Genomic DNA, 14684 nt, shown 5'->3' on the forward strand with positions numbered 1-14684 from the left:
AGCAGCGTAACATACGCTATTCAACACTTGAAGGAGGTGAGTGGGTATCGCCGCCCAAAGGCGGCCTGGGGCTATCCATCCCAGACCAAACTTTGGTTTGGTCGGGGTCTCTCGCCCCAGACCCCAATGCGATGAACGTACCTATACTAAAGACCGAGCGGCTCATCCTGCGGGGGCACCGCCGCGACGACTTCGAGGCATTCGCCGAAATCTATGCAGACCCGGATGTGACCCGCTTTATCGGCGGAAAATCGGCGACACGCGAGGAAAGCTGGAAGCGGCTTCTGATGATCGCAGGGTTCTGGCAGGTGCTTGGCTTCGGAACCTGGGCGGTGGAACTGAGGGATGAATCCCGCTATGTTGGCTATGTGGGGTTTGGGGATATCCGAAGGGAGATTGACCCTCCCCTTGATGGAATGCCGGAGGGGGCTTGGGTTCTCTCGTCGGAAGTTCATGGACGGGGTGTCGCCACCGAGGCCGTCCGGGCTGCGCTCGAGTGGATAGATCGGCACTACCACGGTAACACCACCACCTGCATCATTGACCCGGAAAACGCCGCCTCGATTCGCCTGGCCGAGAAGGTGGGCTACCGGGAGTATGCGCGGTCGCATTACAAGGATGCTAAGGTGATTCAGTTCCGCCGCCAGCGCCCCTGAGCCGCCTCAACCAGGGCTCGAGCAGGGACAAATGGGATTCTGAGGCTGGGGGGGCGTTTGGTATGGGCTCGCTCTACCTGCCTAAAGCCGCGTAACCTTGTATAGCGTAACCAGCACAATCAAAACACCAAAGATTTGCTTGATACGGGCAGGGGGCACATAGAGGCTGGTGAGCCTCGAGCCCATATAAGATCCCAGCGCCCCAAAGACCAGCAAGGTGAGGGTTAGGCCAAAGTCAAGCTGAGCCGTTCCAAGGTGGGGCAAAAAGGAGGAGAAGGAAGGGGGGGTTACCGCGAAAGCGTTGATACCTGCCGCTCGCTTGGGGTTGTGCCCGGTCAGGATCAGGGTGGGCATTAGCAAGAAGCCCGGCCCCACCCCCAAAAACCCAGACAACACCGAGATGGGCGCGGCAAGCCCCAAAGCCAGGGGAAAGTTCTCCCGACTGTGGGTGGCCTTGACCGGACGAAACAGGTTAAAGGCCAGGTAGGCCACCGCGGCCAGATAGACCCACCAGACCCACTGCACTTGTACCCGCTGCACCAACCACGCCCCCACAGGGGCAAACAGGGTAGTGATCAGCCCCAGCAGCAAGGCCTTGCGCCAATCCACGTGCCCACTCTGGGCGAATCCAAAGACGGCAAATAGCGCAGTGACGCCGTTGAGCAGAAGCGACAGGGGCTGCACCTGATGCACCAGATCGGGCAAGAACAACGACAAAAAGGGCACTGCAGCAAAGGCCACCCCCAGCCCCAGCATGCCCGAGATAACCGCCAGGACGAATAGACCACCGACCAGCCACAGGCTCACGGGGCTACCTCCCAGGACCCCTCGAGCGCAACCGCCTGGGCCAAGGTTTGCAAGACCGTGCTGTTGCGCTGGGCCAGCTCGACCAGACGCTCTAGGCGCTGCGGGGGTGCCGGGCTTTTGAGGTATAGGCGGTAGCGAATCTGAGTCAGGACAGGGGGTTTATCCTGTCGGGTGGCCTCGAGTTCTACCCAGGCACCCTCCAAGGGGATCTGGGAGGTCTGGGCCACAAACTGTAGGCCGGTTAGCAGGCAGGTTCCCGCCGCCGAAAGCAGGGTCTCTACTGGATTGAACCCGGCTTCAGGGTCGGCCCGACTGGCCCCGAGCTCGAGGGTGAACGAGCGGACCGTAGCCCGGACATGGCGTGGGTCGGTGCACTCCAGGTGGACGCTATAGATTTGCATCTCGCTCCTCTAAAAACTGATCACGGTAGCCCCTTCCAGGGCATACTCCACGAACTTGTCGCGGGCATAGGCCAGACGCAAGCCCCGCTGACTGAAGGTTTCCTCAGCCCCCAGAGCCTTGGCGGTATTCAAACAGGTCAACACCGGCACCCCAGCCTGCACCAGCCCATCAATGGTGGTGTTGTAATCCTGTAGGTCGGGGCTCAGAAGGGCTTTTTCGGCAGGGCCAAAAATATACACCTCCAGACCTACGTTCCGTTCCTGCATCACCTGGCGAATTCGCTCCGCGACGTGTGAACCGGCCCCTAGAGAGCTTTCATCCGCATGAAAGATATGGATCACGACTCTTTTCATAGCTAAATCCTTTCCGATGAATCAATCATAGTTGATTCAATCATCATTGATATATATCTCAATCTGGCTTGGGTCAAGGGCAATTCTCCTCGTTGACGGTCGGGGTTCAGGAGCGCTACACTTCAATCATGATTGATACAACCTCGGGCAGCCTGGTCCTAGAGGGGTTTCGGGCGCTGGGGGATCCCACCCGACTGCGCATCGTACGTTTGCTGGAAGGGGGAAGTCGCTGTGTTTGCGAAATCCAGCGTGACCTCCCAGACGTAGCCCCCAACCTGCTTTCACACCATCTGCGGGTATTGCGCGAGGCCGGCTTGGTGAGTGCGCACAAGCGGGGGCGCTGGATGGATTACGCTTTGCGGGCTGAGGGTTGGGCCGAGCTGTGCCAGGCTTTGCCTGTCCTGTGCAAGGAGAACCGATCCAGGTGATTTCCTCCACTCTTGCCCCTAGGGTTCAGGATGCTTTTGGGCTCTGTTCCGGCTTACCACGCACCCTCCGTCCCCCCACCAGCATCTGCTGAACCCGGCCACTGAGCAGCAGCAGGCCGTGCAGGATGGCGGCGGGTCGGGCCGGGCTTCCTGGCACGTAGACATCTACCGGCAGCACCCTGTCCACCCCTCCAGCCACCTGGGGGCTTTCCGCGAAGACCTCTCCGCCAACGGCCTCGTTGCCCACCGCCACCACCCCTTTGGGCTCCGGGGTGGCCTGGTAGGTGCGCAGGAGGGCTTCGCGCATGTTCTGGCTCACTGGCCCGGCCACCAGGAGGGCGTCGGCGTGGCGGGGTGAGGCCACCACCGTGAAGCCGAAGCGGCCCATGTCATGGAAAGGGTTACCAGCTAAGGCCACCTCGGTGTCGTCCAGGCCGGTGTTACCCGCGGAAACCTCGCGGAAGGCCAGGGTGGGCAGGTGGAGCTCAGCGCGGGTAGGGGGCGGGGGGCCAGGGTCCACAAAGTTTCCCGTAGCCAGGTCCACCCGCTGCACGAGGTCTTCTCGCCGGGTCACCGCCACCTCGAGGCCACGCAGTTCACCCACCGCCTGGGGAAAGGTCTGGAAGCAGCGCCCACAGAGAACACAGTGGGCCAGATCCAGCCGAAACTCACCCCCTTCCTCAGCAAAAGCCACACTGGGGCAGAGCTCCAGGAGTTCCCGCCTCACCGTATGGGAAAGCCCTTCGGGCCGCAGCACAGGCCAGCCGGGGGCCCAGGCCGGCAGCCTGAAGAGGTTCTGCAGGCTTCGGGTTAGGAGCCCGGTGCGCAGGGTTTGCCAGAGAGGATTCATAGGTCGCACCCCGCGTAGGAGAGGTCGAAGGACTTGTTGATAAGGGGAAAATCGGGCAGGCCCATCCCCCGCACCGCGAGCTCGAGCGCCCGCCAGTTCTTGAAGCTGGGATCAACGATCTTGACCTGCTCCACCCGTCTCCCCTGCAACCGCACCCAGTAGAAGAGCTCTCCCCGCCCGGCCTCCACCCGGCTGAAGGCCGTCCGGAGCTCCCCCTCCTGGGACGGCCCAGCCTCATCCACCCACCCCCCTCCAGGGGGCAGCTCGGTGAGGAAGCGCTCCAGGTGGCGAAAGCCCTGCCGGACCTCCTCGAGGTAGACCTGGGCCCGGGCCAGCACATCACCCCCAGCGCGCAGCACCGGGGTGAACGGCTGGTATAGCCCGTCGTCCTGGCGCAGGTCGCGCCCCAGCCCACAGGCCCGGGCTGCCGGGCCCACCAAGCCCAGCCAGCGGGCCTGGGCCGGGGTGATGGCCCCCACGTAGCGCAGGCGGTCGAGGACCATGGGCTGCTTGAAGGCGGAGAGGAGCTGGGCCTCGGCCTCGAGGCCCAGCCTGGAAAGCGCACCCCGTACCTCGAGCTGGGTCTTTGGGTCTAGGTCGAAGCTCACACCTCCTACGGTGAGGGCGTTGCGGCCATAGCGGTGCCCGGTCAGGCGCTCGAGCTGGCCCTGGAGCAGGGCCCGCACCTTGCCCACCTGGGTCGCGGCGTAGGCGTAGCCGATGTCGGTGAAAAGCCCCGCCAGGTGGCCCAGGTGGCCGAAGACGCGCTCGAGCTCGAGGAGCACCCGTCGGAGCTGGCGGGCCCTGGGGGGCACCTCCAGCCCCAAAGCGGCCTCCACCGCCTGGCAAAAGGCCAGGGCATGGGCCACGCTCTCCCCCCCGGCCCGCTCGGCCAGGAGCCGGGCCCGCTCGAGGCCGGCCCCCTGGAACAGCCGCTCCACCCCCCGGTGCTGGTAGCCCAGGCGGAGTTCAAGATGGAGGATCTTCTCCCCCAGCACACTGAAGCGGAAATGGCCGGGCTCGATGATGCCTGCGTGCACCGGCCCCACCGGCACCTCGTGCAGCCCCTCCACCCGCTCGAAGGGATAAGGAAGGCAGTGGTTGCGCAGGGGCTTGAGGGCAGGGTGGCCCTCGGGGACGAGGCTATGCTCTTCCCACAGCTCCCGCTCGAACCAATCCAGCGCCGGGAACTCCCCCGCCAGACTGGGGAAGCTCCCGCGGGCCTCCACCTGGAATTCCTGCAGCGGAGACCCCTCAGGCCCCTCAACCAGGTAGTGCAGATGGGGCGCATCGTACCAGAGCGCCACCAGTCGACCCGACCCAAGCGCCTGTTTCAGAGCTTCCACGAGAGCACCTCCGCCAAATGCTCCACCACCCCCGTGGGGGGAAAGAGACCCAGGATCAAAGCCAGCCCCACCAGTGCAGCCGGCACCACCACCAGGGCCCGGATGCGCGGCAGCCCCCCAAGGCTCATCCCCGGCCCCTCGCCGAAGACCATCCGCGAGAGGGGCCACAGCAGCCCGGCGAACACCCCCAGCAGTCCCAGCAGGTAAAGCCCCATCGCGAGAGGGCTCGAGCGGAAGAGGGCCTGGAACTCGGTGTAGAAGAGCCCAAAGGGAGGCAGCCCGGCCAGGGATAACAGGGAGAGGACCAGAAGCCCAGCGGTGGCCGGCCAGGCCCGGTACACCGCTCCCACCCGGGCGATGAGCTTGCTCTGGTAAGCCAGGAGCAGGTTGCCCGCCGAGAGGAAAGCGGCGGTCTTGGCCAGGGAGTGAAACAGGGTGTGCAGCATGGCCAGCCAGGGAATCCCCAGGCCCAGAGCGTAGATGGCCAGCCCCATGTGCTCCATGCTGGAGTAGGCCAGCAGGCGCTTGTAATCCTTCTGGGCAAAGAGGAAAAGGCCCGCAGCCAGGAGCGAAGCCAACCCGAAGCTCTGCAAGAACCCCGCAGCAAAGCCGAACAGGCCAGCACTGCCCAGAAGCGCGGCGTAGCGCAGAAGGGCATAGAAAGCCACATTGAGGAGCGTTCCCGAGAGCAGGGCTGAGGCGGGACTCGGGGCCTCAGAGTGGGCATCGGGCAGCCAGGCCTGTAGGGGAAAGAGGCCTACCTTGGTGCCAAACCCCACCAGCAGAAAGGCAAAGGCCAGCTTGAGCTGCGCTGGGTTGGCTGCCCGAACCAACTCCCGGGCCATCTGCCAGTCCAGGGTAGCCCCGCCCAGGAGGGCATAGACCAGGATCACCCCGATGAGCCCCAGGGCGATGCCCACACTGCCGAGCATCAGGTATTTCCAGGTGGCCTCGAGGGCCCGGGCACCCCCTCGGTGATAGACCAGCAAGGCAGAGGCCAGGGTGCTTCCCTCCACGAAGATCCACAACAGGCCTAGGTTGTGGGCTAAGTAGGCCCCGTGCATGGCGAAAAGAAACAAGTTCCCCGCCGCATAGAAGCGCCAGGCTTCGCGGTCCTGCGAGGCCTGAAAATAGGCCCCGGCGTACAGGGCCACCAACGCGAAGAGCAGGTCGGTAAGCAGCAGATAGAACAGCCCCACCCCATCGAGCCGCAGGGGTCCTGCGGCCTGGTTTTGGGCTAGGAGGGACAACCCCAAAGACAGCACGGCCCCAGCAGCAGCGCTGCCCGCGAGCCACCGGGTCTCCCGCGCGCGCAGGGCATAAAGCGCAGGCAGGAGGGGAATAAAGAGCAGGACATAGAGCATGTTAACCCTTCAGATCGCGCATCCGCGCGGTATCAATGTGGCCAAAGGTGGTTCGGATACGGAAGATCAGCACCCCGGCCAGCACCACCGCGGCGAAGGCATCGAGGGCCACCCCCAGCTCGATGAAGAGCGGCAGACCGTGGGTCTCGGCCAGAGCCAGCAGGAAGACCCCGTTCTCCAGGCCCAGGAAGCCCATCACCTGAGTAACCGCTTTTTTGCGACTTGCCATGGAGAGCATCCCCAACAGAATCAGGCTCAAGGCCACCGGGACGGCCTCGGGCAGCTGGGCCCCTTCCAGGACGAAACTGCTCCCCACTCGCAAGCCGATCCCCACCAATACCCCGCCCAGGAGCAGGGATAGGGGAATGGAGAGATAGGATTCCACCTCGTGGCTAACCCCCAGGCGCTCGAGCAACCAGAAGAGGTAGCGGGGGATGAGCACCCCCTTGAGGAGCAGCAGGACCAGCCCCGCCAGCACCAAAGGCCACTCCCCCTGGGCCAGCCCGAAAGCCAGGAGCGCCAGCAGCACATTCTGCAGCGCGTAGAGCCGGATCAAGGCGTCCAGGCTCTTGCGGCCTACCATCAAGAATCCCGCGGCCAACACAGCCAGGGTTAGGCTTGGGGCTAGATCCGAAAGCGTAACACCACCCCCAGTACGGCCAAAATTCCGCTCAAGGTGTTGTAGCTCATCAGATCGGGAAGCCTTAGGTAGCGCAGCTTAACCCCGTAGGTCTCCAGGTAACCCAGGGCCAGCCAGGCCAACAGGAGCGCTGCCGGAAAGGACAACCCCCCGAAGGGCAGGAGGAGGGCGATGAGTCCGATGTATACCAGGATCTTCATCCCAGCCGAGAGCTCGTAGAGGGCCAGCAGAGGCCCGGAGTGATCCAGCAGTTGGGCCTCGTGGATCATGGTGAGCTCGAGATGGGTGGTGGGGTCGTCCACCGGCATACGCGCGCCTTCCGCCAGCAGGGCCAGGGTTAGCGCAACCAGCACCAGGGTGTAGACCAAGGCATTCTGCGGGGAGAGCGGAGAGAAAGCCGCCAGGGAGAGGCTTCCCGAGGCCAGCCCCACCGCCCCCAGGGCCAGCACGCTGCCGGGCTCGGCCAGCACCGATACCAGGCTTTCCCGATAGCTGCCCTGACCCCCAAAGGCGCTGCCGGTATCCAGCGCGGCCAGAACCTGGAGGAAGCGGCCCAGGTTGAGCAGGTAGATCAGCACCAGGAAATCCCCAGCGAAGGAAATTCCCGGCAGGAGGGGCAGGAAGACCGCGGCAAGCCCTGTGCTGAGCAGCCCCACCACAGGCGCGAGCAGGAAGAGCGGGCTGCTCCCCTGAGGCCGGATCCAGACTTTGCGCCAGAGCTTGAGGAGGTTCTTGTAGTCGTAGAGTGGATCCGGCCCCTGGCGGTTTTGCAGCCGGGCCTTGAGCCACTTGAGGCTGCCGGTGAAGAGCGGAGCCAGCAGCAGGAGCAGAAAGGCGCTCATCGCCAGACCACCCCCAAGACCAGCAGCAGGGTCAGGAACTGCAGCAGCAGATAGAGGTGCAGGCTGCCGGACTGCAGGCGCTGAACCTGATGGGCAAGGGCAGTATAACCTCGAGTCAATCGGGTTTCCATGACCTCGAGCCAGTCGCTGACCTCGAGGCGTACCTTAGGGGGAGCCAGCATCTCCTCTCGGGAAAGATGGGCCTTGAGCTCGAGGAAGGGGAAGAGCCGCAGGAGCTGCTCGCTGTAGCCGAGGGCATGGGGCTGCATCTGGGGAGTTAGGGCGGAGCCCTGTAGGTCTGGCGAGTGGAAGCCGCAGTCCCAGGGGTCGTAGACCCGCTGGGGCTTTCGGCGCACCCAGTAGACCAGCCCACCTCCCAGGCCCATGAGCGCCAGGAACAGGGGCAGCACCGGGTAGAGAGGGGGCTTGAGCGGGCTCAGCAGCGCTGTAGGAAAGAGGGAAAGCCCAAGCAGCAGCCCGGCCAGAACTCCCAGGCCAAGCTGCCCAAAGCCGCCCATCTCACGGGCCGTCATGGCCTGGGTACTCCGCGGCTGACCCAGAAAAGCCAGGCCGAAGAGGCGCACGTAGGAGACCGCCGCAAGTGCCCCCACCAGGGCAACCACTCCGACTCCAAGCACCAGGAGGGAGGACGCCCCGGCCCCTCGAGGAGCCGCCAAAAAGCCCTGGTATAAGTACCACTCGAAGAGAAAGCCCGCCAGGGGGGGGAGGCCCGCCGCGGCCAGCGCACCCAGAAAGCTCCAGGCTGCGGTGCGCGGCAAAAGCCGGTGCAACCCCCCCAAACGGGAGAGTTCGCGCACGGGGAGCGCCCCCGAACCCAAAAACAACAACCCTTTGAAGAGGGCATGGGCCGCCTGCTGAAAGAAGAACGCCAGCAGGAAAAAGGGGCTTTTCAGCAGGAAGTACGCCCCCAAAGCCGCCAAGAGCAGGTTGAGGTTCTCCACGCTGGAGTAGGCCAACACCCCCTTGTAATCCTCTTCGGCCAGGCCACGAGCCAGCGCATAGACCGCCCCCGCCAAGCCCAGGGCCACCAGGAGCCAGCCCACCCACTCTGGGGGTGGACCGGCCCAGTCTTGGGCGCGGTAAAGGCCGTAGAGTCCCAGTTTGACCATCCCCCCTGAGAGCAGGGCTGAGAGTGGGCTCATGGCCACCGGGTGGGCCTTGGGCAGCCAGGCGTGCAGGGGAAACAGGGCCGCCTTGGTTCCGAAGCCCAGCACGAGCCCGGCCCAGACCAGGTGCTCAAGCCCCCCCACCCGCAGCCCTTTGTGGGCCAGAAGGATCAAGGCCAAAAACAGTCCAGCCCCCGAGAGGCGGCTGGCCAGGAAGAAGGCCCGGCTGCCCGCCAGCCCGTCGGGGCCTTCCAGGGCCATCAGGAGGTAGCCCAGCAGGGCCATTCCCTCCCAGAGAAAGAGGAAGGCATAGCCCGGTGGGGCGAGGAGTACCCCCACCATGGCGGCGGCGAAGAGGGGGAGGAGGAAGGCCTCGAGGCGGGCTCGAGAGGGTTCGTGGTGGCTCAAATACTCCCGCAGATAGGGTCCCACCCCTAGGTATAAAGCCCCCAGCAAGGCCATGTAGAAGCCCGCAGCAGCATCTAAAGGGGTACCCCGGGCGCCAGCAAGCCAGGCCCCCAGGCCCGCGAGCAAAAGCAGCAGCCCGCTCCCCCCCAGGCTCAGCGGCAGGAATCCGGTAGCGGGGGGGCGCAACAGGGCCAGAAGGCTCTGCATCCCCAGAAAGATCAAGGCGGTCTCAATCAGAGGATTCATGACGGGGATGAGCCTTCTTGAAGCTCGGACAGAAGTTCGCTTTGGGTTTTTAGCTGGCGCTCGAAGATCGCCCTTCCCAGATCGAGGAAGACGTATACGTTGGGGTCGGCGGTGCGGTAGTAGACGCTGGTGCCCTCCTTGCGGGCCTCCACAAAGCCGCGCTGACGCAAAATGGAGAGCTGCTGCGAGATGCTGGGCTGCTCGAGGCCCAGCTCCTCCGCCAGCCTTCCCACGCTCTTCTCTTCCTCCCGCAGTGCGTCAAGGATAGCCAGGCGTACCGGATGGCCCAGGGCTTTGAAGAACTCTGCTTTGAAACGATGCAGGGCAGTCTCCATGTCTGCTTATTATATGCAATAGATAATATATTAGAATATATAGATGATTTAGTCCTTCACTCAAGCCCTGCGGGTGGCTCAGGGGGCAACACCGCAAGGGATCTGGCCCTCTGACCCATAGGTGTTCTGCCTCCACGTTTTGGGTAAGGGTCGCTGTGTGGCCTGCAGAAGCCAATTTGGTACAAGCGGGGCCTTCCTACGACCCTTTTTTGGGTAGCCCTTGCCATGGAATCAAATGGAGGGTATTATGTCATAAACATACGAGAATTCGGTGGCCATCTCATGGGCTCGAGCGCCACAATTTCACGAATCTCGTTAGGGAGGCGAAAAGTTCTGGGTGAGCAGCATTTTCGGATACTGAGAACCTTTAGCCTTATACATAGTACTTGAAGGAGCAGCAACATGACCCCCATCGCAAAGAACACGATTTGCATCTGGTACGACCACGAGGCCGAGGAAGCCGCGCGCTTCTATGCTTCGGTCTTTCCCGACAGCGAAGTGCAGGAGGTGATTCGCTCGCCCATGGACAATCCCGGCAACAAGGCGGGGGATGTGCTGGTGGTGCGCTTCACGGTCTGCGGCATCCCCTGCATCGGGCTCAATGGCGGGCCGCAATTCCCCCACTCGGAGGCCTTTTCATTCCAAATCGCCACCGACGCGCAGGAGGAGACCGACCGCTACTGGAACGCCCTCGTCGGCAATGGCGGGCAGGAGAGCGAGTGCGGCTGGTGCAAGGACCGCTGGGGCGTCAACTGGCAGATCACCCCGCGCACCCTGACCGAGGGCCTTGCCGCCGGGGGCGACCAAGCCCAGCGCGCCTTCGCGGCGATGATGACCATGCAGAAGATCGACGTGGCAGCGATCGATGCCGCGCGGCGGGGGTGAAGGATGGCCAGGTTCCTGATCACTTTCCCTGCCGCTGCCATGGTGGCCCCTGCGGATGAAATGGCTGCCGTGGATCGCGATGCGCATGCCGTGATCGCCCAGGCAAAGGCCGAAGGCGTGTATGTCTTCGCAGGCGGGATCGATGGCAGCGTGCCGCCTGTGCGTGTTTCGGCCGATGGCACGGTCACGGAAGGCGGCTACCCATCGGCGCGCCGGCTGGATGGCGGATTCGCGGTGCTCGACCTTCCGTCGCGCAACGCAGCTCTATCCTGGGCAGCGCGCTTTGCTCGGGCCTGCCGCTGCGATCAGGAAGTGCGGGCCTTTGGATTCGATCCGGCCGCATGAAGCGCGGGGTTGTGACGAGCAGTGCGACGTTTCTGGCAACGAAATCGATTGTGGGGAGCCATCATGAATCGCAGCTACAAGCCGGTCGAGTACACGTCCCTGTCGCCCTACTTGGTCGTTGACGGGGCCGAAACAACCATTGACTTTCTGAAGGCGGTCTTCAACGCAACGGGCCTGCGCCGATACCTGCGCGACGACGGGAGCGTGATGCATGCCGAACTACGCATCGACGACAGCGTGCTCATGCTGAGCGATCCGAACCCACCCGGCTGGCCGGTGACGCCAGCGCACGTGCACGTCTATGTGCCCGATGTGGATGCAACCTTCCGCAAAGCGCTCGAGGCGGGCGCTGTGGCCATCCAGGAGCCGATTCAGAAAGACGACGCCGACCGCCGGGCCGGGGTGCGCGATGTCGGAGGAACGACCTGGTGGATCGCCACTCAGGTCAGTTAACGCCACCCTTCAACGTTTGAAACGCCAATGGCACTCACGACCCCTCCAATCGCCTGCGCCTCTATGCTCATCCGCTGGCCAGTGGCCGAAGTCGTAAACGTTTCGCACGCAGGGAGTTGCAAATGACAGCCCGCAAGCGCTCCAGTTCAGTGTCGGTCTCTGACTACATCGCCGGACTTCCCGAAGGCCTTCGGGCAGAGGTGGAGGCATTGCGAAGAGTGGTCCTCTCAGCTGCGGAAGGAACTGGTGAAGAAGTGAAGTGGAACGCGCCGAGCTTCTACGCGGGCAAACACTTCGCCACCATGAGGCTGAAGGGCAAGGTCCCGCTGCAACTCATCCTGCACCTTGGCGCAAAGAAAAGCGTCATCCCGCGGAGCACCATCGAGGATCCTGCAGGGCTTCTAGAGTGGCTTGGGCCGGATCGTGCATGTATCAGCTTTGCCGAGCAGGGTGCGGTGAATGCGAGAGCAAGCACCTTGCAGGCGATCTTGAGGCAATGGCTACAACATGTTCCCGGCAGAGACCCAAGCTAGCAATCAATTTATGCAGGCGAAGATCGATCACACGGTACAACGTTGCTCGGAAGTGCCGGATTCGCCGACCATGTAGGCGATTGACGTTGTAGGAAACGGTCAGCATCGTGCCAAAGAGTCGGCGGGAGGACATTAATGCGCGAAATCGAAATCATAGCGGCTCCGAGCAATCTTGGTCTGCGACCGCTACGACCGGGGCACACTCCGGGAGCATGGCGTGCGCCTGAAGCGTTGAGAGACGCGGGGTTGCATACTCGACTCAATCCCAGACTCGTTCATTCATTGCCCCGCCCTGTGTATGAACTTGACGCGCAACCCGGCACCCGCATACGGAACGGCCACACGATCCGTCGGTTTAGCGAGAACCTAGCGAATACGGTTCAAGGCGTACTTGCCAATGGCAATGTGCCGGTCGTGATCGGTGGCGATTGCAGCGTGCTTCTGGGGTGTCTCTTGGGCGCAAGGCGAACGGGGCGCTGCGGGTTGGTGCACGTGGACGGTCATAGCGACTTCTTTCATCCCGGCAACTACAACGTGACGGCGCGCCTCGGCTCGGCGGCAGGCATGGATCTCGCGCTGGCGACCGGTCGCGGTGAGTCATTATTGACCCAGTGGAAAGGTGTCGCTGGCGCTCTGGTTGATGATGGCGACGTGGTACAGATCGGCGAACGTGATGAATTGGATTCGGGCTATGCCTACGCCGATATTCAACAGACGAAAATTCGGCAAGTCCCAGTCCGCCATCTTAAGAAGATTGGAATCTTGCAATGCTGCGAAGAGGTAAGCGCGCGTTTTTCCTCACGTGGACTGACAAGAATCTGGTTGCACGTTGACGTCGACGTGCTTGACCAGAGTGTCATGCCAGCCGTGGACTCGCCGGGCAGCCCAGGATTGAACTTTGATGAACTCAGCGCATTGATCAAAGGCTTGTGCCAACGTCTGCCAGTACTTGGAGTCGACGTGACGATTTACGACCCGGACCTCGATCCCAGCGGCATACATGCGAAGAATCTTGTCTCGTGCCTCGTCGGGGGACTCACCGACCTAGCCAACGGCCGAGCAATGCGCAACGACGATGCAATTTCCGATAGGGATAGGGGCGACTATGACCAGCGATGAGCTTGCCATTTGCGTCGCACCGAAGACGGGAGGTGTAAGGCCACGCGATCAGGCAGTGCATTGACGATACTGCGCAGGCAGGAGGATGGATCATGGCTCGTTTTCCGCGATGCCAACTTGTTGTCGGCCACCAAGTGATTCGGATGCCCCGTCCAGCCCATCTGGTTATTTTTGTAGCCATGCGATAGTGAAGCCTATTGAGAGGAGCGTAAACGATGAACACTCTCTCGAACGAAAGCTCGATGATCAACGCTTTGCATGCGCCCGGTCCCAATAGCGAACATCGAGAAAAGCTAATGCAGTTCGGCCGTCTAGTCGGCAGTTGGGATCTCGACGTGATCTATTACGACGAGTCCGGAGGAATCAAGCGTCGGATACCTGGCGAGTGGCATTTCGGTTGGGCGCTCGAGGGCCGGGCTATCCAGGATGTCTGGATGGTTCCGCCGCGCCCTCAGCGTCCGGCTGAGGGTCCTGCACCCGGCGAGTACGGTGTGACTTTGAGGTTCTACGACCCTCGGATCGATGCGTGGCGCTCGACCTGGCACGGGCCAGTAAACGGCATCGTGTGGCCCTTCATCGCGAGGCAGATGGGTGATGAAATGGTTCTCGAGCGCACCCTGGAGGACGGTGGCCTTACCCGATGGATCTTCAGCAAGATGAATCCGGAGTCGTTCCATTGGCGCGCAGTCGTATCCACGGATGGCGGTAAGACCTGGCGCCTGGAGCAAGAGATGTTCGCGAAGCGCCGCCAATGACGGTATGACGCGATTTCATCCGCGGTCACCTGTGGCATTCTTTGCACCGGTGATCGCGCTTTCGGTCCCACTTTGGCTGCTTGGTAGCAAGGTAAGACCGCCTCGGGTGGTCTGGCTTTTTGCTCCTCGCTCAATCGAGCGTCTTCCACCCCTTCAACTTAGCCCACCCCCTGTGCAATCTTCCACAAACCCTACACACACCCGCACCATTTTTGTTACCTTACTCGGCATGGAGTTTGCGCTTAACTTACTGCTGATTGCAGGCGGTATCGTGCTTCTGTACTTTGGGGGCGAGGCGCTGGTAAAAAACGCGGTGGTGCTGGCCCGCAGTTGGGGCATCAGCACCATGGTGGTAGGTCTGACAGTGGTAGCCTTTGGCACCAGCAGCCCCGAGCTGGCCGCCAGCCTGGCAGCGGCCCTTTCGGGGAGTCCGGCCATCGCCATTGGCAACGTGGTGGGTTCCAATACCCTGAATATCCTGCTCATCCTGGGGGTCACGGCCCTGGTAGCGCCCGTCCGGGCTCAGGCCCAGTTCATCAAGCGCGAGGTGCCCATCATGATCGGGGCGGCCTTGCTGCTGTTTTGGTTTTTGTACTTCGACCAACAGGTGAGCCGCCTGGAGGGGCTTCTGGCAGTGGTCTTGCTGGGCCTGTACATCTGGTTCCTGTACCGCAGCAGCGCGGGGGAAAGCCCCGAGGTACAAGGCGAGTTCGACCAGGAGTATGGCCGGCCCGTTCAGGCAAGCTGGCAGACCTACGGGGGGGTGGGGTTGGGGCTGGTGCTTCTGGGG

The 14684-nt window shown here is 62.7% G+C and carries 18 protein-coding genes and 1 pseudogene; 9 read left to right on the forward strand and 10 right to left on the reverse strand.

What is annotated here, in order from left to right; genetic code table 11:
• Window positions 1-131 precede the first annotated feature (131 nt).
• Window positions 132-656: a GNAT family N-acetyltransferase gene (locus Mgrana_RS15320; protein WP_119358462.1), complete on the forward strand. Its 525-nt coding sequence runs from the start codon at window positions 132-134 to the stop codon at window positions 654-656.
• Window positions 657-737: 81 nt separating this feature from the next.
• Here the strand turns inward: Mgrana_RS15320 and Mgrana_RS15325 are convergent, their stop codons facing one another.
• Genes Mgrana_RS15325 through Mgrana_RS15335 form a run of 3 tightly spaced genes read right to left on the reverse strand, consistent with a single transcriptional unit; the run spans window position 738 to window position 2218 of the window.
• Complete coding sequence (locus tag Mgrana_RS15325; RefSeq protein WP_119358463.1) at window positions 738-1463, reverse strand: sulfite exporter TauE/SafE family protein; 726 nt, start codon at window positions 1461-1463, stop codon at window positions 738-740.
• On the reverse strand, window positions 1460-1864 hold the full coding sequence (locus Mgrana_RS15330; RefSeq protein WP_119358464.1) for an OsmC family protein: 405 nt from the start codon (window positions 1862-1864) through the stop codon (window positions 1460-1462). The genes Mgrana_RS15325 and Mgrana_RS15330 overlap by 4 nt, the downstream gene beginning before the upstream one ends.
• Window positions 1865-1873: 9 nt before the next feature.
• Window positions 1874-2218, reverse strand: coding sequence for a hypothetical protein (locus tag Mgrana_RS15335; RefSeq protein WP_119358465.1), 345 nt, complete (start codon window positions 2216-2218; stop codon window positions 1874-1876).
• Window positions 2219-2346: 128 nt separating this feature from the next.
• Here Mgrana_RS15335 and Mgrana_RS15340 point away from each other — a divergent pair, with 128 nt between their 5' ends.
• Window positions 2347-2646 (forward strand): ArsR/SmtB family transcription factor, encoded by a 300-nt coding sequence (locus Mgrana_RS15340; protein ID WP_119358466.1) that lies wholly within the window; start codon window positions 2347-2349, stop codon window positions 2644-2646.
• 25 nt (window positions 2647-2671) lie between these two features.
• Here the strand turns inward: Mgrana_RS15340 and Mgrana_RS15345 are convergent, their stop codons facing one another.
• From Mgrana_RS15345 to Mgrana_RS15375, 7 genes are read right to left on the reverse strand one after another with little or no spacing between them, the layout of a single operon-like run.
• Complete coding sequence (locus Mgrana_RS15345) at window positions 2672-3496, reverse strand: NADH-quinone oxidoreductase subunit B family protein (RefSeq protein ID WP_119358467.1); 825 nt, start codon at window positions 3494-3496, stop codon at window positions 2672-2674.
• Window positions 3493-4842, reverse strand: coding sequence for a hydrogenase large subunit (locus tag Mgrana_RS15350; protein ID WP_240631401.1), 1350 nt, complete (start codon window positions 4840-4842; stop codon window positions 3493-3495). The genes Mgrana_RS15345 and Mgrana_RS15350 overlap by 4 nt, the downstream gene beginning before the upstream one ends.
• On the reverse strand, window positions 4830-6206 hold the full coding sequence (locus tag Mgrana_RS15355; RefSeq protein ID WP_119358468.1) for a proton-conducting transporter transmembrane domain-containing protein: 1377 nt from the start codon (window positions 6204-6206) through the stop codon (window positions 4830-4832). Before Mgrana_RS15355 ends, Mgrana_RS15350 begins: the two co-directional genes overlap by 13 nt.
• A 1-nt stretch (window position 6207) precedes the next feature.
• Window positions 6208-6810 (reverse strand): NADH-quinone oxidoreductase subunit K, encoded by a 603-nt coding sequence (locus Mgrana_RS15360; protein WP_240631402.1) that lies wholly within the window; start codon window positions 6808-6810, stop codon window positions 6208-6210.
• Between the two features lie 20 nt (window positions 6811-6830).
• On the reverse strand, window positions 6831-7688 hold the full coding sequence (locus Mgrana_RS15365; protein WP_119358469.1) for a respiratory chain complex I subunit 1 family protein: 858 nt from the start codon (window positions 7686-7688) through the stop codon (window positions 6831-6833).
• On the reverse strand, window positions 7685-9469 hold the full coding sequence (locus Mgrana_RS15370) for a proton-conducting transporter transmembrane domain-containing protein (RefSeq protein ID WP_119358470.1): 1785 nt from the start codon (window positions 9467-9469) through the stop codon (window positions 7685-7687). Before Mgrana_RS15370 ends, Mgrana_RS15365 begins: the two co-directional genes overlap by 4 nt.
• Entirely contained in the window at window positions 9466-9804 is a 339-nt protein-coding gene (locus Mgrana_RS15375; protein ID WP_119358471.1) for an ArsR/SmtB family transcription factor, read from the reverse strand. The genes Mgrana_RS15370 and Mgrana_RS15375 overlap by 4 nt, the downstream gene beginning before the upstream one ends.
• Window positions 9805-10206: 402 nt before the next feature.
• Here Mgrana_RS15375 and Mgrana_RS15380 point away from each other — a divergent pair, with 402 nt between their 5' ends.
• The 7 genes and pseudogenes from Mgrana_RS15380 to Mgrana_RS15410 all read left to right on the forward strand — a co-directional run.
• The gene (locus tag Mgrana_RS15380) at window positions 10207-10689 is read left to right on the forward strand and encodes a VOC family protein (protein ID WP_206075102.1); all 483 of its coding nucleotides are present in this window, start codon (window positions 10207-10209) and stop codon (window positions 10687-10689) included.
• 3 nt (window positions 10690-10692) lie between these two features.
• Window positions 10693-11034: a YciI family protein gene (locus Mgrana_RS15385; RefSeq protein WP_119358472.1), complete on the forward strand. Its 342-nt coding sequence runs from the start codon at window positions 10693-10695 to the stop codon at window positions 11032-11034.
• 63 nt (window positions 11035-11097) lie between these two features.
• A complete protein-coding gene (locus Mgrana_RS15390) occupies window positions 11098-11487 on the forward strand; it encodes a VOC family protein (protein WP_119358473.1) in 390 nt (129 codons plus the stop codon).
• 122 nt (window positions 11488-11609) lie between these two features.
• Window positions 11610-12020: a DUF1801 domain-containing protein gene (locus tag Mgrana_RS15395; RefSeq protein WP_119358474.1), complete on the forward strand. Its 411-nt coding sequence runs from the start codon at window positions 11610-11612 to the stop codon at window positions 12018-12020.
• A gap of 135 nt (window positions 12021-12155) precedes the next feature.
• Complete coding sequence (locus tag Mgrana_RS15400; protein WP_186813134.1) at window positions 12156-13139, forward strand: arginase family protein; 984 nt, start codon at window positions 12156-12158, stop codon at window positions 13137-13139.
• Window positions 13140-13354: 215 nt separating this feature from the next.
• On the forward strand, window positions 13355-13894 hold the full coding sequence (locus Mgrana_RS15405; RefSeq protein WP_119358475.1) for a hypothetical protein: 540 nt from the start codon (window positions 13355-13357) through the stop codon (window positions 13892-13894).
• A gap of 229 nt (window positions 13895-14123) precedes the next feature.
• Window positions 14124-14684 (forward strand): annotated as a pseudogene (locus Mgrana_RS15410) (sodium:calcium antiporter); the annotation flags it as partial.

This window comes from Meiothermus granaticius NBRC 107808 (assembly GCF_003574355.1).
Taxonomy (GTDB): Bacteria; Deinococcota; Deinococci; order Deinococcales; family Thermaceae; genus Meiothermus; species Meiothermus granaticius.

What these genes read in the sequence shown, in the direction of transcription:
- Mgrana_RS15380 (WP_206075102.1), top strand. Translation starts at nt 10,207, where the DNA reads ATGACCCCCATCGCAAAGAACACGATTTGCATCTGGTACGACCACGAG.
- Mgrana_RS15335 (WP_119358465.1), bottom strand. Translation starts at nt 2,218, where the DNA reads ATGAAAAGAGTCGTGATCCATATCTTTCATGCGGATGAAAGCTCTCTA.
- Mgrana_RS15345 (WP_119358467.1), bottom strand. Translation starts at nt 3,496, where the DNA reads ATGAATCCTCTCTGGCAAACCCTGCGCACCGGGCTCCTAACCCGAAGC.
- Mgrana_RS15405 (WP_119358475.1), top strand. Translation starts at nt 13,355, where the DNA reads ATGAACACTCTCTCGAACGAAAGCTCGATGATCAACGCTTTGCATGCG.
- Mgrana_RS15400 (WP_186813134.1), top strand. Translation starts at nt 12,156, where the DNA reads ATGCGCGAAATCGAAATCATAGCGGCTCCGAGCAATCTTGGTCTGCGA.
- Mgrana_RS15395 (WP_119358474.1), top strand. Translation starts at nt 11,610, where the DNA reads ATGACAGCCCGCAAGCGCTCCAGTTCAGTGTCGGTCTCTGACTACATC.
- Mgrana_RS15340 (WP_119358466.1), top strand. Translation starts at nt 2,347, where the DNA reads ATGATTGATACAACCTCGGGCAGCCTGGTCCTAGAGGGGTTTCGGGCG.
- Mgrana_RS15375 (WP_119358471.1), bottom strand. Translation starts at nt 9,804, where the DNA reads ATGGAGACTGCCCTGCATCGTTTCAAAGCAGAGTTCTTCAAAGCCCTG.
- Mgrana_RS15390 (WP_119358473.1), top strand. Translation starts at nt 11,098, where the DNA reads ATGAATCGCAGCTACAAGCCGGTCGAGTACACGTCCCTGTCGCCCTAC.
- Mgrana_RS15320 (WP_119358462.1), top strand. Translation starts at nt 132, where the DNA reads ATGAACGTACCTATACTAAAGACCGAGCGGCTCATCCTGCGGGGGCAC.
- Mgrana_RS15385 (WP_119358472.1), top strand. Translation starts at nt 10,693, where the DNA reads ATGGCCAGGTTCCTGATCACTTTCCCTGCCGCTGCCATGGTGGCCCCT.
- Mgrana_RS15355 (WP_119358468.1), bottom strand. Translation starts at nt 6,206, where the DNA reads ATGCTCTATGTCCTGCTCTTTATTCCCCTCCTGCCTGCGCTTTATGCC.
- Mgrana_RS15370 (WP_119358470.1), bottom strand. Translation starts at nt 9,469, where the DNA reads ATGAATCCTCTGATTGAGACCGCCTTGATCTTTCTGGGGATGCAGAGC.
- Mgrana_RS15330 (WP_119358464.1), bottom strand. Translation starts at nt 1,864, where the DNA reads ATGCAAATCTATAGCGTCCACCTGGAGTGCACCGACCCACGCCATGTC.
- Mgrana_RS15365 (WP_119358469.1), bottom strand. Translation starts at nt 7,688, where the DNA reads ATGAGCGCCTTTCTGCTCCTGCTGCTGGCTCCGCTCTTCACCGGCAGC.